Origin of the sequence: Photorhabdus cinerea (assembly GCF_011189575.1) — a bacterium.
In the GTDB taxonomy this organism is placed as follows: Bacteria; Pseudomonadota; Gammaproteobacteria; order Enterobacterales; family Enterobacteriaceae; genus Photorhabdus; species Photorhabdus cinerea.
Genome location: NZ_PUJW01000004.1, coordinates 237,204 through 260,119 on the forward strand (window position 1 = coordinate 237,204; position 22,916 = coordinate 260,119).

Annotated in this window: 18 protein-coding genes and 1 pseudogene; 10 read left to right on the forward strand and 9 right to left on the reverse strand. The window is 41.1% G+C overall.

Translation table 11 applies throughout. The annotated features are described in order from the left end of the window. Positions 1-626 precede the first annotated feature (626 nt). Positions 627-1,739 (reverse strand): YcbX family protein, encoded by a 1,113-nt coding sequence (locus C5469_RS05725; protein WP_166303533.1) that lies wholly within the window; start codon positions 1,737-1,739, stop codon positions 627-629. 102 nt (positions 1,740-1,841) lie between these two features. On the opposite strand from C5469_RS05725, the gene rlmKL reads away from it, so the two are divergent. The 6 genes from rlmKL (at position 1,842) to rmf (ending at position 9,862) form a co-directional block, all read left to right on the forward strand. Continuing rightward, on the forward strand, positions 1,842-3,959 hold the full coding sequence (gene rlmKL / locus C5469_RS05730; RefSeq protein ID WP_166303536.1) for a bifunctional 23S rRNA (guanine(2069)-N(7))-methyltransferase RlmK/23S rRNA (guanine(2445)-N(2))-methyltransferase RlmL: 2,118 nt from the start codon (positions 1,842-1,844) through the stop codon (positions 3,957-3,959). Between the two features lie 5 nt (positions 3,960-3,964). Beyond that, complete coding sequence (locus tag C5469_RS05735) at positions 3,965-5,875, forward strand: ABC transporter ATP-binding protein (RefSeq protein ID WP_166303539.1); 1,911 nt, start codon at positions 3,965-3,967, stop codon at positions 5,873-5,875. A gap of 90 nt (positions 5,876-5,965) precedes the next feature. Beyond that, positions 5,966-7,213 (forward strand): membrane integrity-associated transporter subunit PqiA, encoded by a 1,248-nt coding sequence (pqiA, locus tag C5469_RS05740; RefSeq protein WP_166303542.1) that lies wholly within the window; start codon positions 5,966-5,968, stop codon positions 7,211-7,213. 20 nt (positions 7,214-7,233) lie between these two features. Next, positions 7,234-8,883: an intermembrane transport protein PqiB gene (gene pqiB / locus C5469_RS05745; RefSeq protein WP_166303545.1), complete on the forward strand. Its 1,650-nt coding sequence runs from the start codon at positions 7,234-7,236 to the stop codon at positions 8,881-8,883. Beyond that, on the forward strand, positions 8,880-9,443 hold the full coding sequence (pqiC, locus tag C5469_RS05750) for a membrane integrity-associated transporter subunit PqiC (protein ID WP_207628771.1): 564 nt from the start codon (positions 8,880-8,882) through the stop codon (positions 9,441-9,443). The genes pqiB and pqiC overlap by 4 nt, the downstream gene beginning before the upstream one ends. Before the next feature lie 251 nt (positions 9,444-9,694). Next, entirely contained in the window at positions 9,695-9,862 is a 168-nt protein-coding gene (gene rmf, locus C5469_RS05755; RefSeq protein WP_071881064.1) for a ribosome modulation factor, read from the forward strand. A 456-nt stretch (positions 9,863-10,318) separates the two neighbouring features. Here rmf and C5469_RS05760 read toward each other — a convergent pair whose 3' ends face one another. From C5469_RS05760 to C5469_RS05770, 3 genes are all read right to left on the reverse strand, one after another. Next, positions 10,319-10,657 (reverse strand): hypothetical protein, encoded by a 339-nt coding sequence (locus tag C5469_RS05760; protein WP_166303548.1) that lies wholly within the window; start codon positions 10,655-10,657, stop codon positions 10,319-10,321. Positions 10,658-11,071: 414 nt separating this feature from the next. Beyond that, positions 11,072-11,590 (reverse strand): bifunctional 3-hydroxydecanoyl-ACP dehydratase/trans-2-decenoyl-ACP isomerase, encoded by a 519-nt coding sequence (fabA, locus tag C5469_RS05765; protein ID WP_166303551.1) that lies wholly within the window; start codon positions 11,588-11,590, stop codon positions 11,072-11,074. An 83-nt stretch (positions 11,591-11,673) separates the two neighbouring features. Next, a complete protein-coding gene (locus C5469_RS05770) occupies positions 11,674-13,404 on the reverse strand; it encodes an AAA family ATPase (protein WP_166303553.1) in 1,731 nt (576 codons plus the stop codon). Positions 13,405-13,611: 207 nt separating this feature from the next. Here C5469_RS05770 and matP point away from each other — a divergent pair, with 207 nt between their 5' ends. After that, positions 13,612-14,067, forward strand: coding sequence for a macrodomain Ter protein MatP (matP, locus tag C5469_RS05775; protein WP_166303556.1), 456 nt, complete (start codon positions 13,612-13,614; stop codon positions 14,065-14,067). Between the two features lie 137 nt (positions 14,068-14,204). Here matP and ompA read toward each other — a convergent pair whose 3' ends face one another. Next, positions 14,205-15,305 (reverse strand): porin OmpA, encoded by a 1,101-nt coding sequence (gene ompA, locus C5469_RS05780; protein WP_166303559.1) that lies wholly within the window; start codon positions 15,303-15,305, stop codon positions 14,205-14,207. Positions 15,306-15,877: 572 nt separating this feature from the next. Further along, positions 15,878-16,411: an SOS-induced cell division inhibitor SulA gene (gene sulA / locus C5469_RS05785; RefSeq protein WP_166303562.1), complete on the reverse strand. Its 534-nt coding sequence runs from the start codon at positions 16,409-16,411 to the stop codon at positions 15,878-15,880. Positions 16,412-16,658: 247 nt separating this feature from the next. On the opposite strand from sulA, the gene C5469_RS05790 reads away from it, so the two are divergent. After that, positions 16,659-17,261 (forward strand): TfoX/Sxy family DNA transformation protein, encoded by a 603-nt coding sequence (locus C5469_RS05790; protein ID WP_054475779.1) that lies wholly within the window; start codon positions 16,659-16,661, stop codon positions 17,259-17,261. A 51-nt stretch (positions 17,262-17,312) separates the two neighbouring features. Here the strand turns inward: C5469_RS05790 and yccS are convergent, their stop codons facing one another. Then, the gene (gene yccS / locus C5469_RS05795; protein WP_166303565.1) at positions 17,313-19,460 is read right to left on the reverse strand and encodes a YccS family putative transporter; all 2,148 of its coding nucleotides are present in this window, start codon (positions 19,458-19,460) and stop codon (positions 17,313-17,315) included. A 119-nt stretch (positions 19,461-19,579) separates the two neighbouring features. On the opposite strand from yccS, the gene helD reads away from it, so the two are divergent. Next, positions 19,580-21,634 (forward strand): DNA helicase IV, encoded by a 2,055-nt coding sequence (helD, locus tag C5469_RS05800; RefSeq protein WP_166303568.1) that lies wholly within the window; start codon positions 19,580-19,582, stop codon positions 21,632-21,634. Between the two features lie 49 nt (positions 21,635-21,683). On the opposite strand, the gene mgsA is transcribed toward helD, so the two are convergent. Continuing rightward, positions 21,684-22,142 (reverse strand): methylglyoxal synthase, encoded by a 459-nt coding sequence (gene mgsA, locus C5469_RS05805; RefSeq protein WP_166303571.1) that lies wholly within the window; start codon positions 22,140-22,142, stop codon positions 21,684-21,686. A gap of 147 nt (positions 22,143-22,289) precedes the next feature. Here mgsA and C5469_RS05810 point away from each other — a divergent pair. After that, a pseudogene (locus tag C5469_RS05810) lies at positions 22,290-22,403 on the forward strand (CoA-binding protein); the annotation flags it as partial. 179 nt (positions 22,404-22,582) lie between these two features. On the opposite strand, the gene C5469_RS05815 reads toward C5469_RS05810, so the two are convergent. Beyond that, the coding region (locus tag C5469_RS05815; RefSeq protein ID WP_166303574.1) for a transposase at positions 22,583-22,916 on the reverse strand (334 nt) is incomplete at its 5' end.

The window sequence follows — 22,916 nt, forward strand, 5'->3', positions numbered from 1 at the left end:
GCTAGCTCCTGACTCAGAGTGTAATCATTTTATGACGGCTGTCACAAATTCATTATAGTAATAATTAATTCATTATGATAATAATCATTATGATTGACTTTTCCATGAAATTACTACACATGCTGATTTCTTGATTTCCTCCTTTTAGTTAGTTGTCTGTGTTAGTGCCAAAATGGAGATGGAGGACAAAAATTGGCGATTAAGAAATGGGATTGGGGTAGCGAAGATGTTCTTTAGTGCCTGATTGCTTCTACTTGTTAACGAAGTACCGCCTGGTGAATAGGGTGATTTGGTGTCCCTGTGAGATAAATTGGTTGGGCAACCTTTTAACATAGGATAGCGCTGTCCAGAGTTTGCGGTGACTGCAATAACAATACGTGCCATAACTTACCCCTTATATGCTTTGGAAGGGTTGTTCTAGTTCTTGAACAGTTCGCAATTCGCTCTTAACCATAACCAATCTATTATAATTAATGATGATTCATTTGGATGAATCGAGAGACAATATGTAAATTCAGAGTGATTAGAATAAACTAATAAGAGTTATAAAAGAATGGATGCAATTCATGTAATTATCCGCGTGCCAACTCATGGCACTGCGGTTTGATTTGAATTTAAGATCTATTCTACGTATTACTTTTAAGAATAAGATTATTCTTTGGAATACAGCAGCAAGCCAGAATATAACCATCATTTTTAATTGCGGTGGCTTTTAAAGGAGAAACCTCTCCTTTCACTAAAGAAATTTTACAGCATCCACATATACCCGCCCGACATGAGTAAGGCACTCTTATTCCTTGTTGTTCCAGTTGTTCTAAAATGATTTGTTGATTATTACCTGTAAAGGTTTGTCCATTATATTCAATAGTTACAATTTGATTATTTGTTTTTGGTACATCGATGTTTTCAACTTTTTCACTACTGCCATATTTACGGGGATCTTTTTTAGCTAATATAGTTACATTATCCCCGACGCGAATAATACCACTTGAACGGGCAATGAGGTTCTGACCAAAATCGATATCACCATTTTCTGCGGTACGGAATGATTGCAATGTTGCTAAGGGTTCTCCGTTTGGATTTTTAATTCCTTTATCAATGCTGACAGTTGTTAGAATACAGCGGCTACATGGTTTAGGTAAGTCAAAAATAACATCCCCAATCTGGATTGATTGCCAACTGTCTTCTGCAAATGCCTCTGCACCGGTAATAACAATATTTGGGCGAAATTGTTCTAATCTAATACTAGCAGGGCAACGTTGTTGTAATAAATGAAATGAAGCCTCATTAATAAGCAAAAATGGATAACCATCAGCAAATGATAATGGAACTTCAGGGTGTTTTTTTACCCTGCGAGTTAATTCATGGCTTAACCAGCGTAATTGCACTGGAGTGTCAAAAAAACCACTTAGCCATTGGTTAATGGCTTCCGGGGCAATGAGTGCTGTAAAATGATTTCCCCATACTTCAGTAGGTTGCTGCTCTGGCAGGAAATCGCTATAGAGCACTGTGGCATTTTCGCCGTTAGGTGCATGCAGATAAATACCGTTGTTTAAAATAGCAGGGGTGAACAACAGCATCTGGGGATACTTACGAGCAGTAATAAAAGTCCCGTCTGTAGTCGTGATCATAAAATTGCGGTCAAATATAAGGCCGCTTTCACTAACTAATGCATGGGAAAGTTGCAAACCACGCATAGACTTTACCGGGTGAGTGTACAGGCGAGACAAAGTTATCATCCATTAATCTCCATGAAACATTTTTTCAGCGCGAGCAACTTTATGACATGTCACCCGGATTAGCTATAATGTGTAACAATTTTCTTTTTGGTGATACACAATATGAACTCTCTGTTTGCCAGTACGGCGCGTGGATTAGAAGAACTTTTAAAGAACGAACTGGAAATGCTGGGTGCGCGATCATGCAAAATTGTGCAGGGAGGAGTTCATTTTCAAGGTGACGGTAGAGTGATGTATAAAAGTCTGATGTGGAGCAGACTGGCATCACGTATTTTGCTACCACTAAACGAATTTAATGTTTATAGCGACTTAGATCTCTATCTTGGGGTTCAGTCTGTTGATTGGAGCCAGATTTTCTCTGTAGACAGCACTTTCTCCGTGCATTTCAGTGGCACGAATGAAGAGATTCGGAATACTCAATATGGTGCACTCAAAGTTAAAGACGCTATTGTCGATAGTTTTATTCGTAAGTTGGATCAGCGTCCAAATGTGGCAAAGCAACAGCCTGATATTCGCATTAATGTTTTCTTGAATAAAGAAAAAGCCAGTGTTGCTCTAGATTTGAGTGGTGAAGGTTTGCATATTCGTGGTTATCGAGATCTTGCTGGTCAGGCTCCGTTGAAAGAAAACTTGGCCGCGGCGATTATCCTGCGTTCAGGTTGGCAGGTTGGTACTCCGATGGTCGATCCCATGTGTGGTTCAGGCACGTTATTGATTGAAGCCGCAATGATGGCGGCTGATCGTGCTCCGGGGTTACATCGCAATAACTGGGGTTTTGCGGCCTGGTTGAAGCATGATAAAGAAATTTGGAGTGAGGTAACGGCAGAAGCACAAGTTCGTTTCCGTAAAGGTCTTCAGGAAACAACTTCCCGTTTCTTTGGTTCTGATATTGATCGCAGAGTGCTGGATATGGCGCGGTCAAATGCCCGCAGAGCAGGGGTTGCACCATTGATAACTTTCCAGCAAGGTGATGCCAGCCGCTTGGAAAACCCGTTACCGGAAGGTTCTGCCGGCACAGTATTAAGTAATCCACCATATGGCGAACGTCTGGAAAGTGAGCCAGCATTGGTTGCATTGCACAGTTTATTTGGACGGGTGATGAAAAGCCGTTTTCCTGGTTGGCGTCTGTCTCTGTTTAGTGCCTCACCTGAATTGTTAAGCTGCCTGCAATTACGGGCTGAACGTGAGTTTAAAGCCAAAAATGGTCCACTGGATTGTGTACAGAAAAACTATCAACTATCAGATAAACCACACTCATCAGAGATAGATATAGCGGGAGATTATGCCAATCGCCTTCGCAAAAATGAAAAGAAATTAACTAAATGGGCAAAACAACAAGGGATTGATTGCTATCGTCTGTATGATGCCGATTTACCCGAATATAACGTTGCTGTTGATTATTATGCGGATAAAGTGGTGATTCAGGAATATGCTCCACCGAAAAGTGTTGATGCTAATAAAGCGCGTCAGCGGTTATTTGATGTTATCAGTGTAACGATGCAGGTTCTTGGGCTTTCATCAAATCAATTAGTGCTCAAGACCCGTCAGCGTCAGAAAGGCAAGAGCCAGTATGAAAAGATGGCAGAAAAACAAGAATTCTTTCTGGTAAATGAGTATGACGCAAAATTTTGGGTCAACTTAATTGATTATTTGGACACCGGCCTGTTCCTTGACCATCGTATTGCCCGGAAAATGTTAGGTGAAATGAGTGAAGGGAAAGATTTTCTGAATCTATTTGCCTATACCGGATCAGCGACTGTGCATGCTGGGTTAGGAGGCGCTCGTTCAACAACAACGGTAGATATGTCCCGTACTTATCTTGAGTGGGCTGAACGGAATTTACAGGCTAATGAGTTGACAGGTCGTCAGCACCGTTTAATTCAGGCTGATTGTCTTGCATGGCTGGCTCAGACCCGAGAACAATTTGATTTGATTTTTATCGATCCGCCAACTTTCTCTAATTCTAAACGGATGGAAGATACGTTTGATGTACAACGCGACCATATCATGTTGATGAAGCAGCTTAAACGCCTGTTACGTCGTGGTGGAACGTTGATGTTTTCCAACAATAAACGCGGTTTTAAAATGGATTTTTCTGAGCTGGAAAAAATTGGCTTAGTGGCAGAAGAAATCACCAGCAAAACCCAGTCGCAGGATTTTGCCCGTAACCGTCAGATTCATAACTGCTGGCTATTACGTCATGCTGGTGAGGAAAAATAATTACTATGTCATTAATCAATTTATCTGGTGCCTGGTTGTCATTCAGTGATGCGCCATTACTTGATAATGCAGAATTGCATATAGAAGAAAATGAAAGGGTTTGTCTGGTTGGCCGTAACGGCGCAGGAAAATCCACTTTGTTGCGGGTATTAGCAAAAGAACAATCATTGGATGATGGTCAGGTTATTTATGAGCAGGATCTGGTTGTTGCTCGATTACAGCAAGACCCCCCTCGTGACGTGGAAGGGACGGTTTTTGATTTTGTCGCCGAAGGTGTTCAGGAGCAAGCCGAATATATTAAAGCGTTCCATCAGGTTTCTCACATGGTGGAGCAGGACCCAAGTGAGAAAAATCTCAGCCGTCTGGCAGAATTGCAGGAGGTGTTGGATATCCGTGGGTTATGGTCGTTGGACAGCCGTATTAATGACGTATTGAAACAGCTCTCCTTACCTGCGGAAGAGAAACTCTCTTCTCTTTCTGGCGGCTGGTTGCGTAAAGCTGCATTGGGAAGGGCGCTGGTCAGTTTACCAAAAGTTTTGTTTCTTGATGAACCAACTAACCATCTGGATATTGATACGATTGAGTGGCTGGAAAATTTCTTGAAAGATTTTCAGGGCAGCATTGTTTTCATTTCCCATGATCGTTCATTTATTCGCAGTATGGCAACCCGTATTGTTGATTTGGATCGCGGTAAATTGATTTCATGGCCGGGTAATTACGATGAGTTTCTTGAGGGCAAAGAAGAAGCGCTGCGTGTGGAAGAAATGCAGAATGCTGAATTTGATCGCAAGCTAGCGCAGGAAGAAGTATGGATTCGCCAAGGGATTAAAGCGCGTCGTACCCGTAATGAAGGGCGCGTTAGAGCATTGAAAGCATTACGTGTTGAACGTTCTCAACGCCGTGAGGTGATGGGAACAGCCAAAATACAGATGGAAGAAGTAAGCCGTTCCGGCAAAATTGTGTTCGAGCTGGAAAATGTTAATTATCAGATTGGCAACAAGAAATTAGTCGATAATTTCAGTGCTCAGATTCAGCGTGGCGATAAAATTGCACTTGTGGGACCAAATGGTTGCGGTAAGACAACTTTATTGAAACTAATGCTAGGTGATCTGCAACCTGATAGTGGCCGCGTTCGTTGTGGTACTAAATTAGAGATTGCTTATTTTGATCAGCATCGTGCGGCGCTTGATCCTGAAAAAACGGTGATGGACAACTTGGCCGAAGGTAAACAGGAAGTAATGGTAAATGGCCGTCCCCGTCATGTTTTGGGTTATTTACAAGATTTTCTGTTCCATCCCAAACGGGCAATGACACCGGTTAAAGCGCTTTCTGGTGGTGAAAGGAACCGGTTGTTACTGGCGCGTCTATTTCTGAAACCCAGTAATTTGCTAGTGCTTGATGAGCCAACCAACGATCTGGATGTGGAAACACTGGAGTTGCTGGAAGAGCTGGTAGATAGTTATAACGGTACTGTATTACTGGTCAGCCATGATCGTCAGTTTGTTGATAATTCAGTGACGGAATGTTGGATTTTTGAAGGTAATGGCGTGATTAATAACTATGTTGGTGGTTATTATGATGCTCAGCAACAGCGTGAGCAGACTGTATCGTTACGCCAACAGGGTGAAAAAAAACCGCTAACAGAAATCAAAGTAGAGAAAGTTAAGGAGTCGCCAAAACGTTCAGGTAATAAAATGAGTTATCATTTGTTACGTGAATTAGAACAACTTCCGTCATTGCTGGAGAAATTGGAAGAAGAGATTGAGCAATTACAATCTCAAGTGAGTGATACTGAATTTTTTAATCAACCTCATGTAATGACTCAAAAAGTACTAACTGAACTGTCTGAGAAAGAGCAAGCACTAGAAACTGCTTTTGAGCGTTGGCAGGAATTGGAAACATTGAAAAACGGTTGATAGTCATCATCATTTACAGAATCATGCCGTGGGATTCCTCTAAGTGTGATTCTGTGAATATTTCCGATTTTCCCTGATAGGAGAAAAACCTTGTGTTCCAATAACCATCATCATGAAATGGTATTGTGTCCTCAGTGTGACTTGCTGGTGGCACTACCTGAATGGGTGCAAGGAACGAAGGCGGTTTGTCCTCGTTGTAAAACGACATTAATCGCATGGTGGAAGGAGCCTAAACACCAACCAACAGGTTATGCAATCAGCGCATTATTCATGCTATTAATTGCTTGCCTGTTTCCGCTCGTCAACATGAATGTGACAGGAATTGACAGCGAAATTACTTTATCTCAAATCCCACAGACGATGTTCAATGAAGATTATGCCAGCATAGGAATCTTCTTTCTGTTTTGTGTTCAACTGGTACCTACGTTTTGTATGATGGCGATTATCTTGCTGTGCCAGGACATTGCTATACCTCAGAAAATAAGGATCTGGTTGGCCAGAATTCTGTTTCAGATGAAAAACTGGTGTATGGTTGAAATCTTTCTGGCAGGGGTATTAGTCAGCTTCGTCAAATTAATAGCTTATGGTGATATCGGATTAGGCTTGAGTTTTTTGCCATATTGTCTGTTCTGTTTGCTTCAGGTAAGAGCGTTTCAGTGCTTGGATCGTCATTGGTTATGGAACCAGATTGGGGCTGCGCCTAAGGTAGATATATCGTTGCAGGCAGGGAAGCCAGGTTTGGTACAGGGGGTTCGGCTATGTCAGTGTTGTACAGCTATTTTACCGGTAGACCAGTTGATATGTTCACGCTGCCATACTCGTGGACATGCTCGTCGACGTAATAGCTTGCAATGGACAATGGCGCTGCTAGTTACTGCTTTAATGCTTTATATTCCCGCTAATGTCTTACCAATGATGGTGACAGAATCGCTCGGAAATCAGAGTGATTCCACTATCATGGCTGGGGTGATATTACTGTGGAGTATAGGTTCATATCCTGTAGCTTTAGTTATTTTTATTGCCAGTATTATGGTGCCATCACTGAAAATGTTGGCAATTGGTTGGTTGTGTTGGGATGCTAAAGGGCACGGTAAGCGCGATTCCGCTCGAATGCATTTTATTTATGAAATTGTGGAATTTGTCGGACGCTGGTCAATGATTGATGTATTTGTTATCGCAATATTGTCATCATTGGTGCGTATGGGAAAACTGATGAGTATTTACCCTGCTATGGGGGCGATTATTTTTTCTTTAGTTGTGATCCTTACTATGTTTGCGGCAATGACATTTGATCCGCGTTTAATTTGGGATAGAGCCAACGTTAAACATTCGTTATAAGGCAATGAAGGAGTGTCAAGGTGACGGATAAAGTTGAAGACCAGAGTCAGGCTAAAATCGACAAAATTAAAAGTTGGTCACCAGTCTGGATTGTGCCGATTGTGACAGTGCTTATTGGTGCTTGGGTATTGTTTTACCATTTTAGCCACCAAGGACCGGAAGTAACGTTGATTACCTCCAACGCAGAAGGGATTGAAGCTGGCAAAACTAAAATTAAAAGTCGCAGCGTGGACATTGGTGTGGTTGAGAGGGTTATGCTAAGTGATAACCTTAGCCAGGTTATTATCAAGGCTCGTTTGCATGATGGAATGGAAAACCTATTGCGTAGTGACAGCGCTTTTTGGGTAGTGAAACCGCAGATTGGTCGTGATGGAATATCTGGTCTTGGTACTCTCCTTTCTGGCGCTTTTATTGAGCTTCAGCCGGGAACACTTGGCGATGAAGAAGATAAATTTTATTTGTTGGACTCACTCCCATTGGCTTCACCTGATGCAAAAGGTATCCGTGTAATATTGAGCAGTGATAAAGCAGGTCAACTCAATCCGGGTGATCCGGTGCTGTTTCGTGGCTATCGAGTTGGCTCTGTTGAAACCGGTGAATTTGAACCGAAATCCCACTTGATGCGTTATCAATTGTTTATTAATGCACCTTATGATGGCTTATTGACAACTAATGTTCGTTTCTGGAAAGACAGTGGTATCACTGTTGATCTGTCTTCTCAGGGGGTGCGCGTTGAAATGGCTTCATTATCAACACTGTTTGGTGGTGGTGTCAGTTTTGATGTACCTAAAGGCTGGGAATTGGGCGAACCAGTTAAAGAAAAAATCACTTACAAACTCTTCGATAACCAAAAAAGTATTCAGGATTCTTTATATACCGAACATAAAGATTATCTGTTGCTCTTTTCTGATTCAGTCCGTGGATTACAGCCGGGGGCGCCAGTGGAGTTCCGTGGTATTCGTATGGGGACTGTGGCAAAAGTGCCATTCTATTCAGAGGGGATGAAACAGCGATTAGATAATGATTTTCGCATTCCGGTACTTATCTCTATTGAACCGGGACGCTTTGAAAAAGAGCTGGGTGAAGGATTTGATGTTGAGAATGAGCTAAATAGTATAACTAAACGTGGCCTGCGTGCTTCGCTTAAATCAGGAAACTTGCTGACTGGAGCGCTGTTTATTGATTTGGATTTCTACCCGAATGAAAAAGGGTGGGCTGGTCCGTATGAAATTTCCGGTTATCCGTTATTACCGACAATCAGTGGTGGTCTTGCTCAAATTCAACATAAGGTCATTTCAGCGTTGGACAAAATTAATAATATGCCAGTTGAGCCAATGTTTAATCAGGCTGCCCGAACTTTGGAAGAGAGTCAGAAAGCAATTAGAAAAGCGCAGCAGACCCTTGATGAATTAAATAAGGTACTGGCAAATCCTGAAACCAAAGATCTGCCAAAAGATATACAGAAAACATTGCAGGAATTTAACCGCAGTATGCAAGGTTTTCAGCCGGGTTCACCAGTTTATAACAAGATGTTAGATAATATGCAGCGACTGGATCAAGTATTGAGTGAGTTGCGGCCTGTTTTGAGAACACTAAATAATAAGAGCAACGCGTTAGTTTTTGAAGCTAAGCCAATTGAAGATCCTGAACCGAAGAAGGCTAAAAAATGATGAAAAGATTGGCGTTAATTTTAGTGATTTTTATTTCGGCCTGTAGCAATCAGCCGGAAAAAACTTATTACCAATTGCCGGTAGTAGAAATAGCACCACAGAATAGTGCTGTTATACAGCATGATCACCAGTTGTGGGTACAACGGATTATGCTGTCCGATTATCTGGCATCCTCTGGTGTGGTGTATCAAAGCAGTGATGTTAGTTATGTCAGTGCGGCGAATCATTTGTGGGCAGGCCCGCTGGAGCAGCAGCTACAGCAAGTGCTGGTAGCTGAATTAACTATGGCATTACCCCAGCGTTTGGTTTCTGCCCAACCATTGGTTAGTAAACCAGATACTTTGGATGTGACAATCACTGGTTTTCATGGCCGTTATGACGGTAAGGTGATTTTACAAGGTTATTGGACTTTAACTCGTCAGGGGAGTGTCGTTAAACGGCCTTTTAATTTAGAACTGAAACAGGAAGAAGATGGTTACGATGATTTAGTCCGCACACTGGCAAAAGGATGGAGTCAGTTGGCACAAGCTATTGCCAGTCAATTAGCTTCCCAGACATAACCTTTATCATTCTCCGATCGTAAAGCCCTTTACTTTATGCCCGGAGAAGATAAATATTATCAGCAATATAAAAATTTTTCTTTATTATTAGTCTGTTATCGATTCTTTTGTGTGGATTATAACAAATATTACATTAATATGAATTTCTTGACTTGATTTTCAAAACTTATAGGGGTATTTCTAAATTGTGGTTGGATGAAGGACAACCACTGTTTTCTTTCTACTGATATAGCTTATGAGGTAAGTAAAGCATGAAGAGACAGAAACGAGATCGTTTAGCACGTGCGTTATCGAAAGGGTACCATGCAGGCATTTTAGGACGTCCAAGGGAGCATTGCCCCTATTATTCATTAGATGCCCGTTCTCATTGGTTAGGAGGATGGCGACAGGCGATGGAAGATAGAGCGACAATGGCTTAGTCTGGCAAACTGAGGCCACAGTTAAGTAAGCAAAACCTCTTCTTTTTATCAATGTTATACTAGCCTAAATTTGATCTGACAGTGACTGATTGTTGATACATAATACAGATATCTGTCAGATTAAATCTTATTGATATTCTTTCTGCTTAGATTTCTCTTTGGCTGTGACTAAAATAAAAATGCCCATATCGCATAAAATAAATTTTTCCCGGTGTTAATGGGTTTGCCAATATCTATTTATTAAAGCATCGTGTATTGAAGGTCTTGATTGCACTGTGTAATAAACCGGTAAGCATGAGCAATGCTAGGGTTCAGATTTTTTAATGTTATTGTGTGCCTTATGAGATTTTATTTGCGAATTCGATAAGATGTGAATCAATGGCCGCCAGTGATACATCCTATTTAACCTATTCTATGGCGGCCATTAAGTAATCTATTTACGAGGGATGACGTAATTCAATAATGGCAGTAAGCTGGGTTTGATAAACATTCATGATGTAATTCAACCCAAAAGAGACGGCTATATTCCTCAATCCCAGCGATTGATATGGTTACAATTTCATGACTTGTATAGGCGGTTTGAAGCAATGATAATAACGTCGACCCACCATTAATAGTACATACCCACCTAAATCCTTGTGAGTGAGTAGGTGTCGCTATTTTTCCATAGCAATCTCCATTAGTGTTAGGTGCTTTTAGCATTTCGACGGTACCGTCAATCCTATCTAGTTTTGCGATAGCAGTTGGTGTAAGAGTCAACGCTACGATTATAAGCGCTATTTTTCTGATGTTCATATAAATTACCTTGGTTGTGTTTGTCAAAAGATTAAAAAATATTAAATTTTATTGATGTTAAACCTGTTACCAGTATGCTTTTACGAGCTTATTTGATATGTCAGGTTAATTTGAGCATAGCACAATTTGTCAATTGCATGCTAATTAGCCAGTGATAAACCAAGTGCGGATATTGCAGGTTGTTCAGGTGTGGTTTTGTGTTATTTCTAGCCGAAGTGGGCTTGGTTTGTTTTTTTGTTCTATGTGGATATCAGAGTTTCATACTCTGAAATATAGCCGGAATTGCCTTTGAGTAAGCAAAATAACGACAGGTATTTTTTTAAGATTACTGTGTCACTTGACATCGAGCTTTTATTGAAGTAGGTGAAAAGCAATTAGCTAGTCACCTTTCTTTTTGATATCACTGATTCTGTGTCAGAAAGTGCTGGTATCTTTAAACAAGCCTACTTTTAGATCTGTTGCGGTATAGATAACTTTGCCATCTACCAACACTTCACCATCAGCTAGACCCATAATTAACTTGCGGTTAATAACTCGTTTAAAATTGATACGATAAGTGACTTTCTTAGCTGTTGGTAATACCTGACCGGTGAACTTCACTTCACCAACACCAAGCGCACGGCCTTTGCCTTCGCCTCCTAACCATCCAAGAAAGAACCCAACGAGTTGCCACATGGCATCAAGACCAAGGCAGCCAGGCATCACAGGGTCATTAATAAAGTGGCAGTCAAAAAACCATAAGTCAGGGGTAATATCCAGTTCAGCTTCTATATAGCCTTTACCGTAGGTACCACCGTTTTCTGTCATTTCAATGATGCGATCCATCATTAACATATTGCCAGATGGTAATGGTGGTCCATTTTCTCCGAATAACTCACTTCGCCCAGACGCAATAAGATCTTCTTTTGTGTAGGATTTACGTTGATCAATCATATTCTTAGATAGCCTTATATTTAATGTAAGGTAAATAATAGAGTACACTTGTACGCTGGACAACTCCGATCAGACATTTTGAATTAACCCAGCCAGCGAAGAAACCACGGGGATTTAGGCCGTTCCTGATTATTCGCTTGTGTTATACGCTCCTGTATCATAGCTAACAAGTGTGTTTCTTGTTGATCATAATAAGGGATACCTGTCAATAAAGGCAGTGCTTCAGAAACATGTTTTACTGACCATAAGTGAAATTTTTGTGCTTTTACTGCGTCTACGACTGCTTGGTTAAGACATAAGTGGCGGACATTCGCCGCTGGCAGAATGACACCTTGATGGCCAGTTAGCCCACTGCGGTGGCATACTTCAAAGAAACCTTCGATTTTTTCGTTAATACCACCAATTGGCTGAACATAACCAAATTGATCCACTGCACCGGTGACGGCCAGTTGTTGATCGATGGGTTGCTGGGAAAGAGCACTTATCAGTGCACATAATTCAGCAAGTGAAGCACTGTCACCATCAACTTCGCCATAGGATTGTTCAAATACAATAGATGCGGAGAAGGGTTGAGGTTGATCAAGCTTCAATTCGGAAATTAGAAAGGCTTGCATAATCATCATGCCTTTCGCATGGATATTGCCGCCTAATTCTACTTTGCGTTCGACATCAATAAATTCCCCATCTCCCACATGGGCCACACAAGTGATACGAGATGGTTCTCCTATTGGATCAGGGTGGCCAGGATACTCCAGCACGGATAATCCGTTAATCTGACCGATGACCATTCCCTGAGTACGGATCAGGATTTGACCTTGCTGAATCTCATCTAAGCTACGTTCAGACAGATAGTTATGACGCCAGAGGCGATTTTCCACAGCTTGTTTGATCGATTGAGCTGTAATTTGGTTTTCTTGCTGATAGAGTGCCGCAGCTGTCAGTTGTCGTTGTAGCCAGAGAATATCCAAAGGCAGGCGGTGTTTATCTTCTACATAACGGGTTGCTTGTTGGATAAACTCAGGCCAGGCATCATGACTCAGTGGTGGCAATTGCCACTGTTGAATAATCCCATTGATATAACTGCACCACAAACTTAGGTCCTGCTCATTATGCAATGGCACATCCAGCTCAAATTCACCATACAGAGCGTTTTTTGCTAATTCAGGCTCTGTAACCTGAAACTCTTCAAGGCTGAGGCGATCTCCAACCAAAATCAAACGCAGCTTTAGTGGAATGGAGGGGATGGGTAATGGTAAGGATTTGTTATTATCCTGAGATAACCATTCAAAGTGTTGCTGAATAATCATCTGTTTCAGGCGAACCCACATTAATGGTTGGGCCAACAGGGTACGTAACGGAAGGATAAGTACGCCGCCATTTACTTGATGAACTAAACCGGGTTGTAGATGGATTTCTCCATGGTGAGAGTGGACGCAGCCAAATAATTGTTCTGCCTCTATCCATTCACGATAGGCTACTCGCAATTTAGGTGTGAAATGGCCTTCTGTTGATGATTGCCAGCTAATTTTTTGTTGTTCTATCTGATAGTCGCCGCCAATTTGGGGAATTTCTTTGGGGAGTAATAGATGGATAGATCCAGCCAATTCTGACAAATAAGTATCACATTCCTCAGCTTTCAACAGCATAAAAGGCTGGCGGGAATCCATCCGGCAGAAAAGCTTCAAACCACTATGCAGCCGCGACTGAACGACTTCCATACTGGCAGGAGCCTGTTGGGACGCAGAATGAAAAAACGCATTATAGGGAGCGTTATCCGGCAGTAATGCCTGCCAGTCTAGTTTGTTATTGGTCAAAGTGATCGCTATATATTGTAAAGTAGAAAAGCGCCGATTATACAAGATTAAGATATAAACCAACATGTTTGAATGTTTGCCATTTCAGGCGTTTTATGTAAAGCATCATTTTGAACAAAAAAAAGACAATGATCAATTTAGCCATAAGCAATTTACTAGAATAGTTGCTATGCTTATTTTTAAGTTACGCCGTCACTGAGAAATAAGATGAAATATCAACAATTGGAAAATCTGGAATGTGGCTGGAAATGGGCTTATCTGATAAAGAAACATCAAGAGGGTGAGCTAATTACCAAATATATTGAAAACAGCGCAGCTCGTGAAGCAGTTGATATGCTAATCAAGCTTGAGAGTGAGCCGGTAAAGGTACTTACATGGATTGAACAGCATATGCATCCTGATTTATCCAACCGTATGAAACAAACTATCCGCGCTCGGCGTAAACGGCATTTTAATGCAGAACATCAGCATACTCGCAAGAAATCTATCGATTTAGATTTTCCTGTATGGCATCGCTTATCTGCACTTTCTCAACGGAGGGGTAATACACTGTCCGAAACTATCATACAACTCATTGAAGATGCTGAACGTAAGGAAAAATATGAAAATCAGATGTCTAGTTTGAAGCACGATTTAGAGGCTATCTTGGGTAAGAGTGAGTAATCTCAGCTATTGTGGATTGGTATCACAATAAAACTCGTAATATAAGTTGATATAAGATTTCAATAGATGGAAAAGAAAACCCCATTTTCAACGGGGTTTCCTGATCTTTTGATTACATTAGTAATCAATAAAGACTGTTACTGAGCAGTTTGTGCTTGAGTAACAACTTCTTTAGTGCCTTGGATTTCGATCTCTACGCGACGATCTGGAGCCAAGCAACTGATTAAGTTAGGTTTGCGAATTTTATCACAAGTAGAACCCGTTACTGGATCTGCTTTACCGTGGCCTTCTGCACTGATGCTGCCCGCAGGGATGCCTCTAGTTACCAGATAGTTAACTACGCTCTGAGCACGTTCTTGCGATAGTTTCTGGTTGTATGCGTCTTTACCAATACGGTCAGTATAGCCAAGAATTAGCACCTTACCCTGAGTTGGGTCGATGTTCGCTAATTCAGTATATAGCTGGTTCAGAGTCTGTTTGCCTTCTGCTTTCAGCTCAGAGCTGGCGAATTCGAACAGAACGTCAGAGCGCAGAGTAAAGCGTTTGTTTTCAACAACCGGAGCTGGAGCAGGGGTTGGAGCAACAACCGGAGCTGGAGCAATAATTGGAGCAGCTGCTTCATCTTGGCCGAAGCGGTAAGAAACACCTACGCTCAACAGGCCGTTATCAGGACGTGCACCTACTGTACCTGCATCACCGATATTGTTAACCCACTGGTAGTCCAGACGAGTAGCCCAGTTTTTGGTCAGAGCATACTCAACACCAATTGCTACCAATGGAGAAACACCGGTATCATGGTTTTTCAGATGAGTATTGGTTGCGCCGTAAGTTGCTTTGGAATCTGCACGCCAAACCATACCACCCAAACGAGTATAGACATCCAGATCATCCATAATTGGATAACTTAGTTTAGTCGCTAGTTGGAAACCGTGAGCTTTGAAGGAACCATTGTTTACGCTACCTTTGTAAGGCATACGGCCTAACCAATCATAACCTATTTCGAAGCCGAGATATGGGTTGGCTTGATAGCCTAAATAAGCACCAGCGCCTAGTTGGTTTTTGTGCGTAGGGCCATTACCGATTGCACTGGTATAATCGTTACCGTAGAAGTTTACGTCATGGTATTGAGACCAGCCCAATTTACCACCAGTATACCAAGTGTTGTCTTTTGGAGCTGCTTGCGCTGCAGTTGTGAAAGCGGCCACTGCCACTGCTACCGCGATAGCTGTCTTTTTCATTTTAACGCCTCGTTATTATCATCACCCAATAGGCAATTGGCTTTGGGAGCCTTTTTACTTACTGCCTATCCCATTGGCTATTTACATTTGCCATTCTTTGTAATTATTCAGGAGCGAACTTGAGTAGTACTCGAACTTCAACTTCTCGTACTGCATGTACGCCCTGATATTCTGCGTGCTGTGCATGTTCATTATTTATCCATACATTCACAAAAACGGCACGCATTAATTACTTATTACTTACATCTACTGAGATAGGCTATTAGCCATATTGATTAAAAAACTCAGTTTAAGAATACCGCACTTTCGTCAAACCAGTTAACCAAACAATACAAGGGTACTAAGCGCAGTAATCTTTAATGGTGTAAAGTCTACAACGAAGTTAAAAAGTTACAAGTGGGTATTGATTAATAGCGCAAAAAAATTAAAAGGTAATGTATAATTTTAAAAAAAACTTTACTATTCTTTACAACTAATCCTATATTAATTAATTGATTTTAATTGTGATCAGTGTTTTTTGGCCTAAATTGGTTATTTTGTGCTATGGATATTGAGATAATTCCTAGTTTTGGTCAATGATAGTAAATGGAATGAATTTTTAGTAAATTTGATTGCAGTTCAGTATAGTTGGTTCCTTTATTCACATTTTGTGGGCGCATAATAAAGCCCAATGCGTTACCTTTTCGCGCCGCAGACTGTAATTTTACCGTATCTCTTTCTGATAACTTAGGTAACCAGCCAAGTACTACGCTGTAATTACCACTCGCTAGTGCTCTTTCCATTGCATCTACAGTTGTAATGGAGTTGATGCGATTTAATTGAACAATTTTATCTAAAGGTAATCCAGAGTTAATTAACCATTGGCGGCTTAGTTTCTTGTGTGGACTCACCCATAGCAGCCAGCGAGACTCATTCCCTGATTCACGTAATAAAGGTAGTAATATATGGTTAATAACAGATTGGTTATCACTATAAATCAATTCACTCACTATACCACCCTCACCACCACCTCCCACTGAATTATCTTGTATAGGGGAAGAGCGTGATGGCTGCCTTTCTGTTGACAGATGTTTAGAAGAATAAACCCAAGATGATTGAATGCCCATAATGAACCTCGCCACAAGATGCTGTATGGACATACAGTATCTTTATGTTAGGCTAAGATCAAGTCTATTTTTTCAAAGAGCTTCGCAAATATTGATTATAAATCGCTTTAAGTTCATTTAATCATTGGCAGGAAAAATTGGATTGCGTATGTTTTTAATTAATTGTTCCTCTTATCTATTTTACTGATAACTGGGACAAATCTATGGATAAGAGACTTATTTGCACTAAACTCATGGAGCGATCTGTATGTTTTTGTCTGAGGTACGTTTTACTCAACTCAAAAATGGTTTTTCTTCGTTTGGAAGATTGACAAGGAAACCGCAGTTTGGCGGCTACAGCCTGCTGGCTGACGGGGTTATGTTCGCTATTATTGCTGATGGAGAATTATATTTACGGGGAAATAGTCATGCTGAAGTGTTGTTCAAAGCCAGAGGAATGAAAAACTATATTTATTCGAAAAGAGGAATACCTGTAACTTTGCGTTATTACCAGGTTGGTGAATCACTTTGGCAAGATCAAGCATTGTTGTCTCAATATACACATTTAGCCTATCATTACTCATTGATTGAAGTGGTGGGTAAAAAGAAAATACCAGCGCGCTTAAAGGACTTACCTAACCTTGGAATGTCTCTTGAGCGTCAATTATGGAAAGTAGGAATATGTAAAGTTGAAGATTTACGGTTGTTAGGTGCGAAAGCCAGTTATTTAAAACTGCATCAATATAAAAGAAAATTTAATGTTAGTTTGTTACTTGCTCTGGCTGGTGCAATTGAAGGGTGTCATTCAGCCGTTTTACCGGTACAAATTCGTAATGACTTATTACGCTGGCACAAGGAGTTGTCCTGTTAGATTTTTATCGTGAACAGTTAAATGAACGGGGCAGCCAACTGCCCCAGTATATTAATGGGGTTCTAATTGGTTAATTTGTTTAATATGGTTAACGATTTCAGGTAGCAACTCTATTAATAGACTTGTTTGTTGCAATACTAATTGCTCTTTACTGTTTCCTTCTACCAAGGCTTGTTCAATTTTTTTCACTATATTGACAGGTATTTGTTTAATTCTTTCATCATCTATTGATGCTAGTTTTAATGCTGTATCAACATAACAAATAACGTCGTTAAGAATATCCAGAATAACTTTGTTATCCAATTTATCCCGGTGCGCTCCCAGCGTGGAGATATAACTCAACATTGTGTGATTTAGGCACAGCAGTCGAAATGCTTCTTCTTGGGAGGTTTGATAACTTTTCGGCTCGGCAGACATGTTTGAAATAACTGATGCCAGTTCTGCATCACTATTGTGGGCATCACGGCGGGCAATTCGATAGTTCAATCCATTGTCTTTTCCCTGATCATATTGGACTAAAATGGCATCAAGATAGCGGCAATTAGTACTCATTGTCCGGCTTATTACTTGTGACAATTGGCGGAATCTCCAGTCTGGCCAGATGAAACTCACTGCTAACCAGGCGATACCACAACCAATAAATGTATCAAGAATTCTTGGTAATGCGACTTCAAAACCTTCGCCTAACAAATTAAAACACAATAATACCAGCAGCGTGATAAATAAGGTTGCGTGTGCATACTGGATATTACGAAAGGCAAAGAACAGCACACCAGAGATGATCATCAGTACCAATTGCCCTTCAATAGATGGTACGAAGTAGAGGATTGGTAAGCCGATTAATACCCCGGCAACAGTTCCTATTATTCTCAGTGCTAAACGGCGGCGGGTAGCGCTGTAATTAGGTTGGCAAACGAATAAACTGGTTAGTAAAATCCAATATCCACGTTGTAAATCCAGCAACTGAATCATAGCGTAGCCACTGCACAGCAAAACAGACATACGGATTGCATGACGGAATAGGGCTGATTGTGGAGTTAGGTGACGGCTGATCCTTAGACAGATATCGCGCACACCAGTTAGTGGTTCATCAGATAGTTGAGTTTCATCTTTTCTTTCTTTAGTAAGATTGTCCTGCCTAGATCTAATACCGGTTAATTGTGCATCGATTGCACGCAAGTTTTTCAGTAGATTGTATAATGCGGTGATCTTGAGGTTATGTTTTTGTTGTTCCCCCAATTGTTGCAGCGAACTTTCCAGATAGTTGAAAGCACGTTCAACACGTGGATTGTGCTGATATTGTTTGTGCCAAAGTATTGACTGAGCAACTTGTTCACATGCACGGGCTTGCATGGAAAGAAGACGTTGAAACCGGTACAGGACATCACTGTAACGGAAAGTATTCCGCAGGCTCTGGTACCTTACATGAGCTGAACTCGCTCGTTCATGAATATCCTGTGCGACAAAATAATAATGTAGTGTGTGACGGGTTCCACGTTGACCACGCTCTCCCTTCAGACGGGTTAATAAAGAGGCTTTGGTTTGATTTAATGTATTTACCAGAGCACTGTTTGCCATTGCTACGTTAACGACAGATTGCTGGTATTCCTCTTCTATATCAGGATCAAACAGGTTGGTTTTGGCATCAAGATAAGCTGAAAGTTGCTGATAACAACGCGCCAGGTTGTCTTGTAACGGGCGGATAGGAAACAGTAAATAGTCGGTGAGTGTTAGTAGGTGATACCAGACTGCTCCTGTCAGGAGCAATAGTGGTTGTTGATACCATAGTGGAAAAATAGATGTACCCAACATGGTATAAATGGCAATCAGTAACGCACCAAATGCAATGGTTGCGTAGCGTTGCCCGAGCGCACCCAGTAAGATAAAACTACAAGTGGATAACGCCAGTCCGACGGTGAAAAGCCAAGGGTAAGGGAATAGCAATTCGATAGAGATTGACGCGATAAAGAAAGAAATTAGCGTGATCATTAGATTGCGTAAACGGCCAATCAGACGATCATCAAGATCGGCCAGTGCTGCGGCAACAACACCTAAAGTCAGTGGTATGGTTATCTTAGGTTCTTTATCTAGGAACCAAGGTACTAGCGTTGTTCCCGTTAGGGCTATTAGGATACGGGTATAATAAAGAAGATGACTGTTATAAAGAAAACGGCGCAGACCGGAGAAAACAGTTAGCACAAAATACCTCTGAGGTAATGATAACGGCCATAAATGACCATTAGGATATAAGGTTTATTAGTGATAAAAAACCCTTATAAGACATAGTTCAACTATTTTTCAGGTATAGCGCTACGATCATGGAACTTAAAGCAACACAAATTGGCCGGCGTCTTGCTCAGCATCCCTATAACCGGGTGCGATTGCTGAATGCAGGTATTGAAGTCAGTGGAGAAAAGCACCAATACCTTATCCCATTTAATCAGTTAATTGATATTCAGTGCAAACGGGGTATTGTTTGGGGTGAGCTGGAATTTGAATTGCTTGATGGACAAGCGGTTCGCCTTCATGGCACTGAATGGCAGCAAACACAGAGTTTTTATCATCATCTACTCGGTGAATGGCAAAAATGGAGCCAGGAAATGAGTGTTGTTAGTGCTAATGTACTGGCAGATCAGGTTAATGAAGTCAATAAAATTGGTCAGCAGGATCGCTGGTTTAAAAAAGCTGACTTGTCCCAATTGCAACAGCGGATTCAGGCCGCATTTCAGGCTTTACCACTGGCATTACAACGTCTGGAACAATTTGATAATTGCCGAGAAGACTATCAAATTTGTCTACATTGGGTTGAGAATGGCGAAAAATCTGTTGAAAAGATTAACCAGCAATGGACAGAGCGTATGCTGGAGCAATATCGTGATTTTTTTCAGCGGGTAGAAACCTCTTCTTTAAATCTTCCTCAGAGCTTAGCTGTTGTTAATGGTGAAAATTCAGTGCTGGTTCTTGCTGGTGCTGGTAGCGGAAAAACATCTGTGCTGGTGGCGAGGGTAGGATGGTTGTTGCTTCGCCAACAGGCGATTCCCGAACAGATATTACTGTTAGCGTTTGATAACCAGGGAGCTGATGAGATGAATGAACGAATTCATACTCGTCTTGGTGTGAAAGATGTCGAAGCGAAAACATTTCATTCTTTGGCACTGCATATCATTCAGCAGGGAAGTAATAAAGTGCTTAAAATTAGCACATTGGAAACTGACGGGCAAAAGAGAAGAGATTTTCTGGTTAAACACTGGCAGCAACAATGCAGAGAGAAGAAAGCACAAGCCAAAGGTTGGCGGGAATGGCTGACAGAGGAGCTGAAATGGGAAATACCGGAAGGTGAATTCTGGTGTGATGAACAGCTTGTTAGCCGGTTGTCAGGCAGGCTTGAACGTTGGCTGGAATTAATGCGTATGCACGGTGGTAGTCAAAAGGCGATGACAGAGCAGGTTCAGGGAGAGTATCTGGAGCTGTTTCAAAAATGTATTCGCTTGATGGGGCCTTTATTAAAAGCGTGGAAATCTGAATTAAAAGCAGAATGTGCTGTTGATTATTCAGGGTTGATTCATCAGGCAGTTCATATTCTGGAGAAAGGACGATTTATTAGCCCGTGGAAGCATATTCTGGTCGATGAGTTTCAGGATATTTCACCATTAAGAACGAAATTGCTTACCGCATTGCGGGCACAAAATAGCCAAAGTTATTTGTTTGCTGTAGGGGATGACTGGCAGGCAATTTACCGTTTCAGTGGGGCGGAGTTGATATTGACCACTGCTTTTGCTGATTATTTTGGTAAAGGGGCTGAATGTGTACTGGATACTTCTTATCGGTTTAATGATCGGATTGGTGAGATTGCTAACACATTTGTACAACAAAACCCAAATCAGTTAAACAAGTCGCTAAATAGTTTGACTAAAGGTAATAAAAAATCAGTTGTAATCCTGCCAGAAGATCAACTTGAACCTTTACTGAATAAAATGAGTTGCTATGTTACAGAGCAGGAAACGGTTTTGTTGTTAGCCCGCTATCATCACTTGAAACCTGAGTTACTGAAAAAAGCAACGACCCGCTGGCCTAAGCTCAAAATAGAATTTATGACTATTCATGCTTCGAAAGGGAAACAAGCGGATTATGTGATTATTCTTGGGTTATATCAGGGGAACGACGGTTTTCCTGCACCTGAAAGGGAATCGGTGGTGGAACGGGTTTTATTGCCACAGTTGGAAAATTTTCCTGATGCAGAGGAGCGACGTCTTTTATATGTTGCATTAACACGGGCGAAGAAGCAGGTGTGGTTGATGCAGGATAAGAAAAATCCATCTGTGTTTGTGCGTCAATTAGAACGGTTGGGGGGGCTTGTTCAGCGTAAGCCTTAAGGTATCTTTTGAAGAGAACATATTGCTCAACCGTAAATATTATAAAGATTTATTTCAGACGTTCATTCAGATAGTGTTGATAATCAGGGACCTGAATATCCACTGGTTGAAAAAACAATGGGGAATTAACAATAAAATCCGCAGTTGCCAGATTTGTTGCTACTGGGATATTCCATACCGTGGCAAGGCGCAACAGTGCTTTTACATCAGGATCATGAGGAACGGCATTAAGTGGGTCCCAGAAAAATATTAGTACATCAATTTTTCCTTCTGAAATTAGAGAACCAATTTGTTGATCTCCGCCCATTGGTCCGCTAAGCATACTGGTGACTGGCAATCCTGTTTCATTCTGGATCAGATTACCGGTTGTGCCGGTAGCATATAAATTATGTTTCTTAAGTAAATTCTGATGATTTTTGGACCAGACCAGCAGAGACGTTTTGCAGTGGTCGTGTGCAACAAGCGCTATATTTTTAGAAGCTGCGAGTGTACGGGTTGCCAATTTCATGTTGGTACCTTTGATAATCGTTATTTTCGATCATAGTAAATTGATAACAATGTTTATCATATACACTGTAATAAATAAACAAAGTAAAAATACTGAATTTGTAAGGAATGATAGATGAATGATCAACGAATTGTGGACATATTAAAACAAGTGGGTGTTATTAACGAACAAGCGAAAGGATTGGCAGAAAAAGCAGGCATGGATGTTGTGATGGATCGCTGCCCAAAAATTGAAATTCCAAGATTGGGGCTGGAAAAGTAATATTTTCCAGCTTGCTACTTTGGTATTCCGTCAATGAATGAAAGGAGCCTTGCGTTAATATTTAAGTACCAAACTAAATGGGTGGGAAACTGCGTCAGGCTCCGAATATGTAGATCATGCCTGAAATGAATACTTAGCGGAATTCACAGCTCTAAAATCTAATTTAACCCGAATTCTGCTTAAGCCATCATTGGAACATCTTCTTCTAAGTAGAAAACTTTCAGTGATGGTTTCTTCCATTTAAGGCAGTAAGCAATCAAGCCGCCTAAAACAGTCAACATAAATCCTTTTATACTTCGGTGGCGCGAATGCTCTATTTGAGAAATTGTTTTTAATTGTCCATTAATTGTTTCGATAATAAAACGCTTTGATAACATTATCTTATCCCACTCAGCTTGCATACACGCTTTCATGTTTCGGCGCTTTTTCGTGATGAAAGTGACACCCGTTTTGGCTAAATCGTCAGCGAGCTCCTGACTGAGATAACCCTTGTCGGCGTAAAGAGAACCCGTT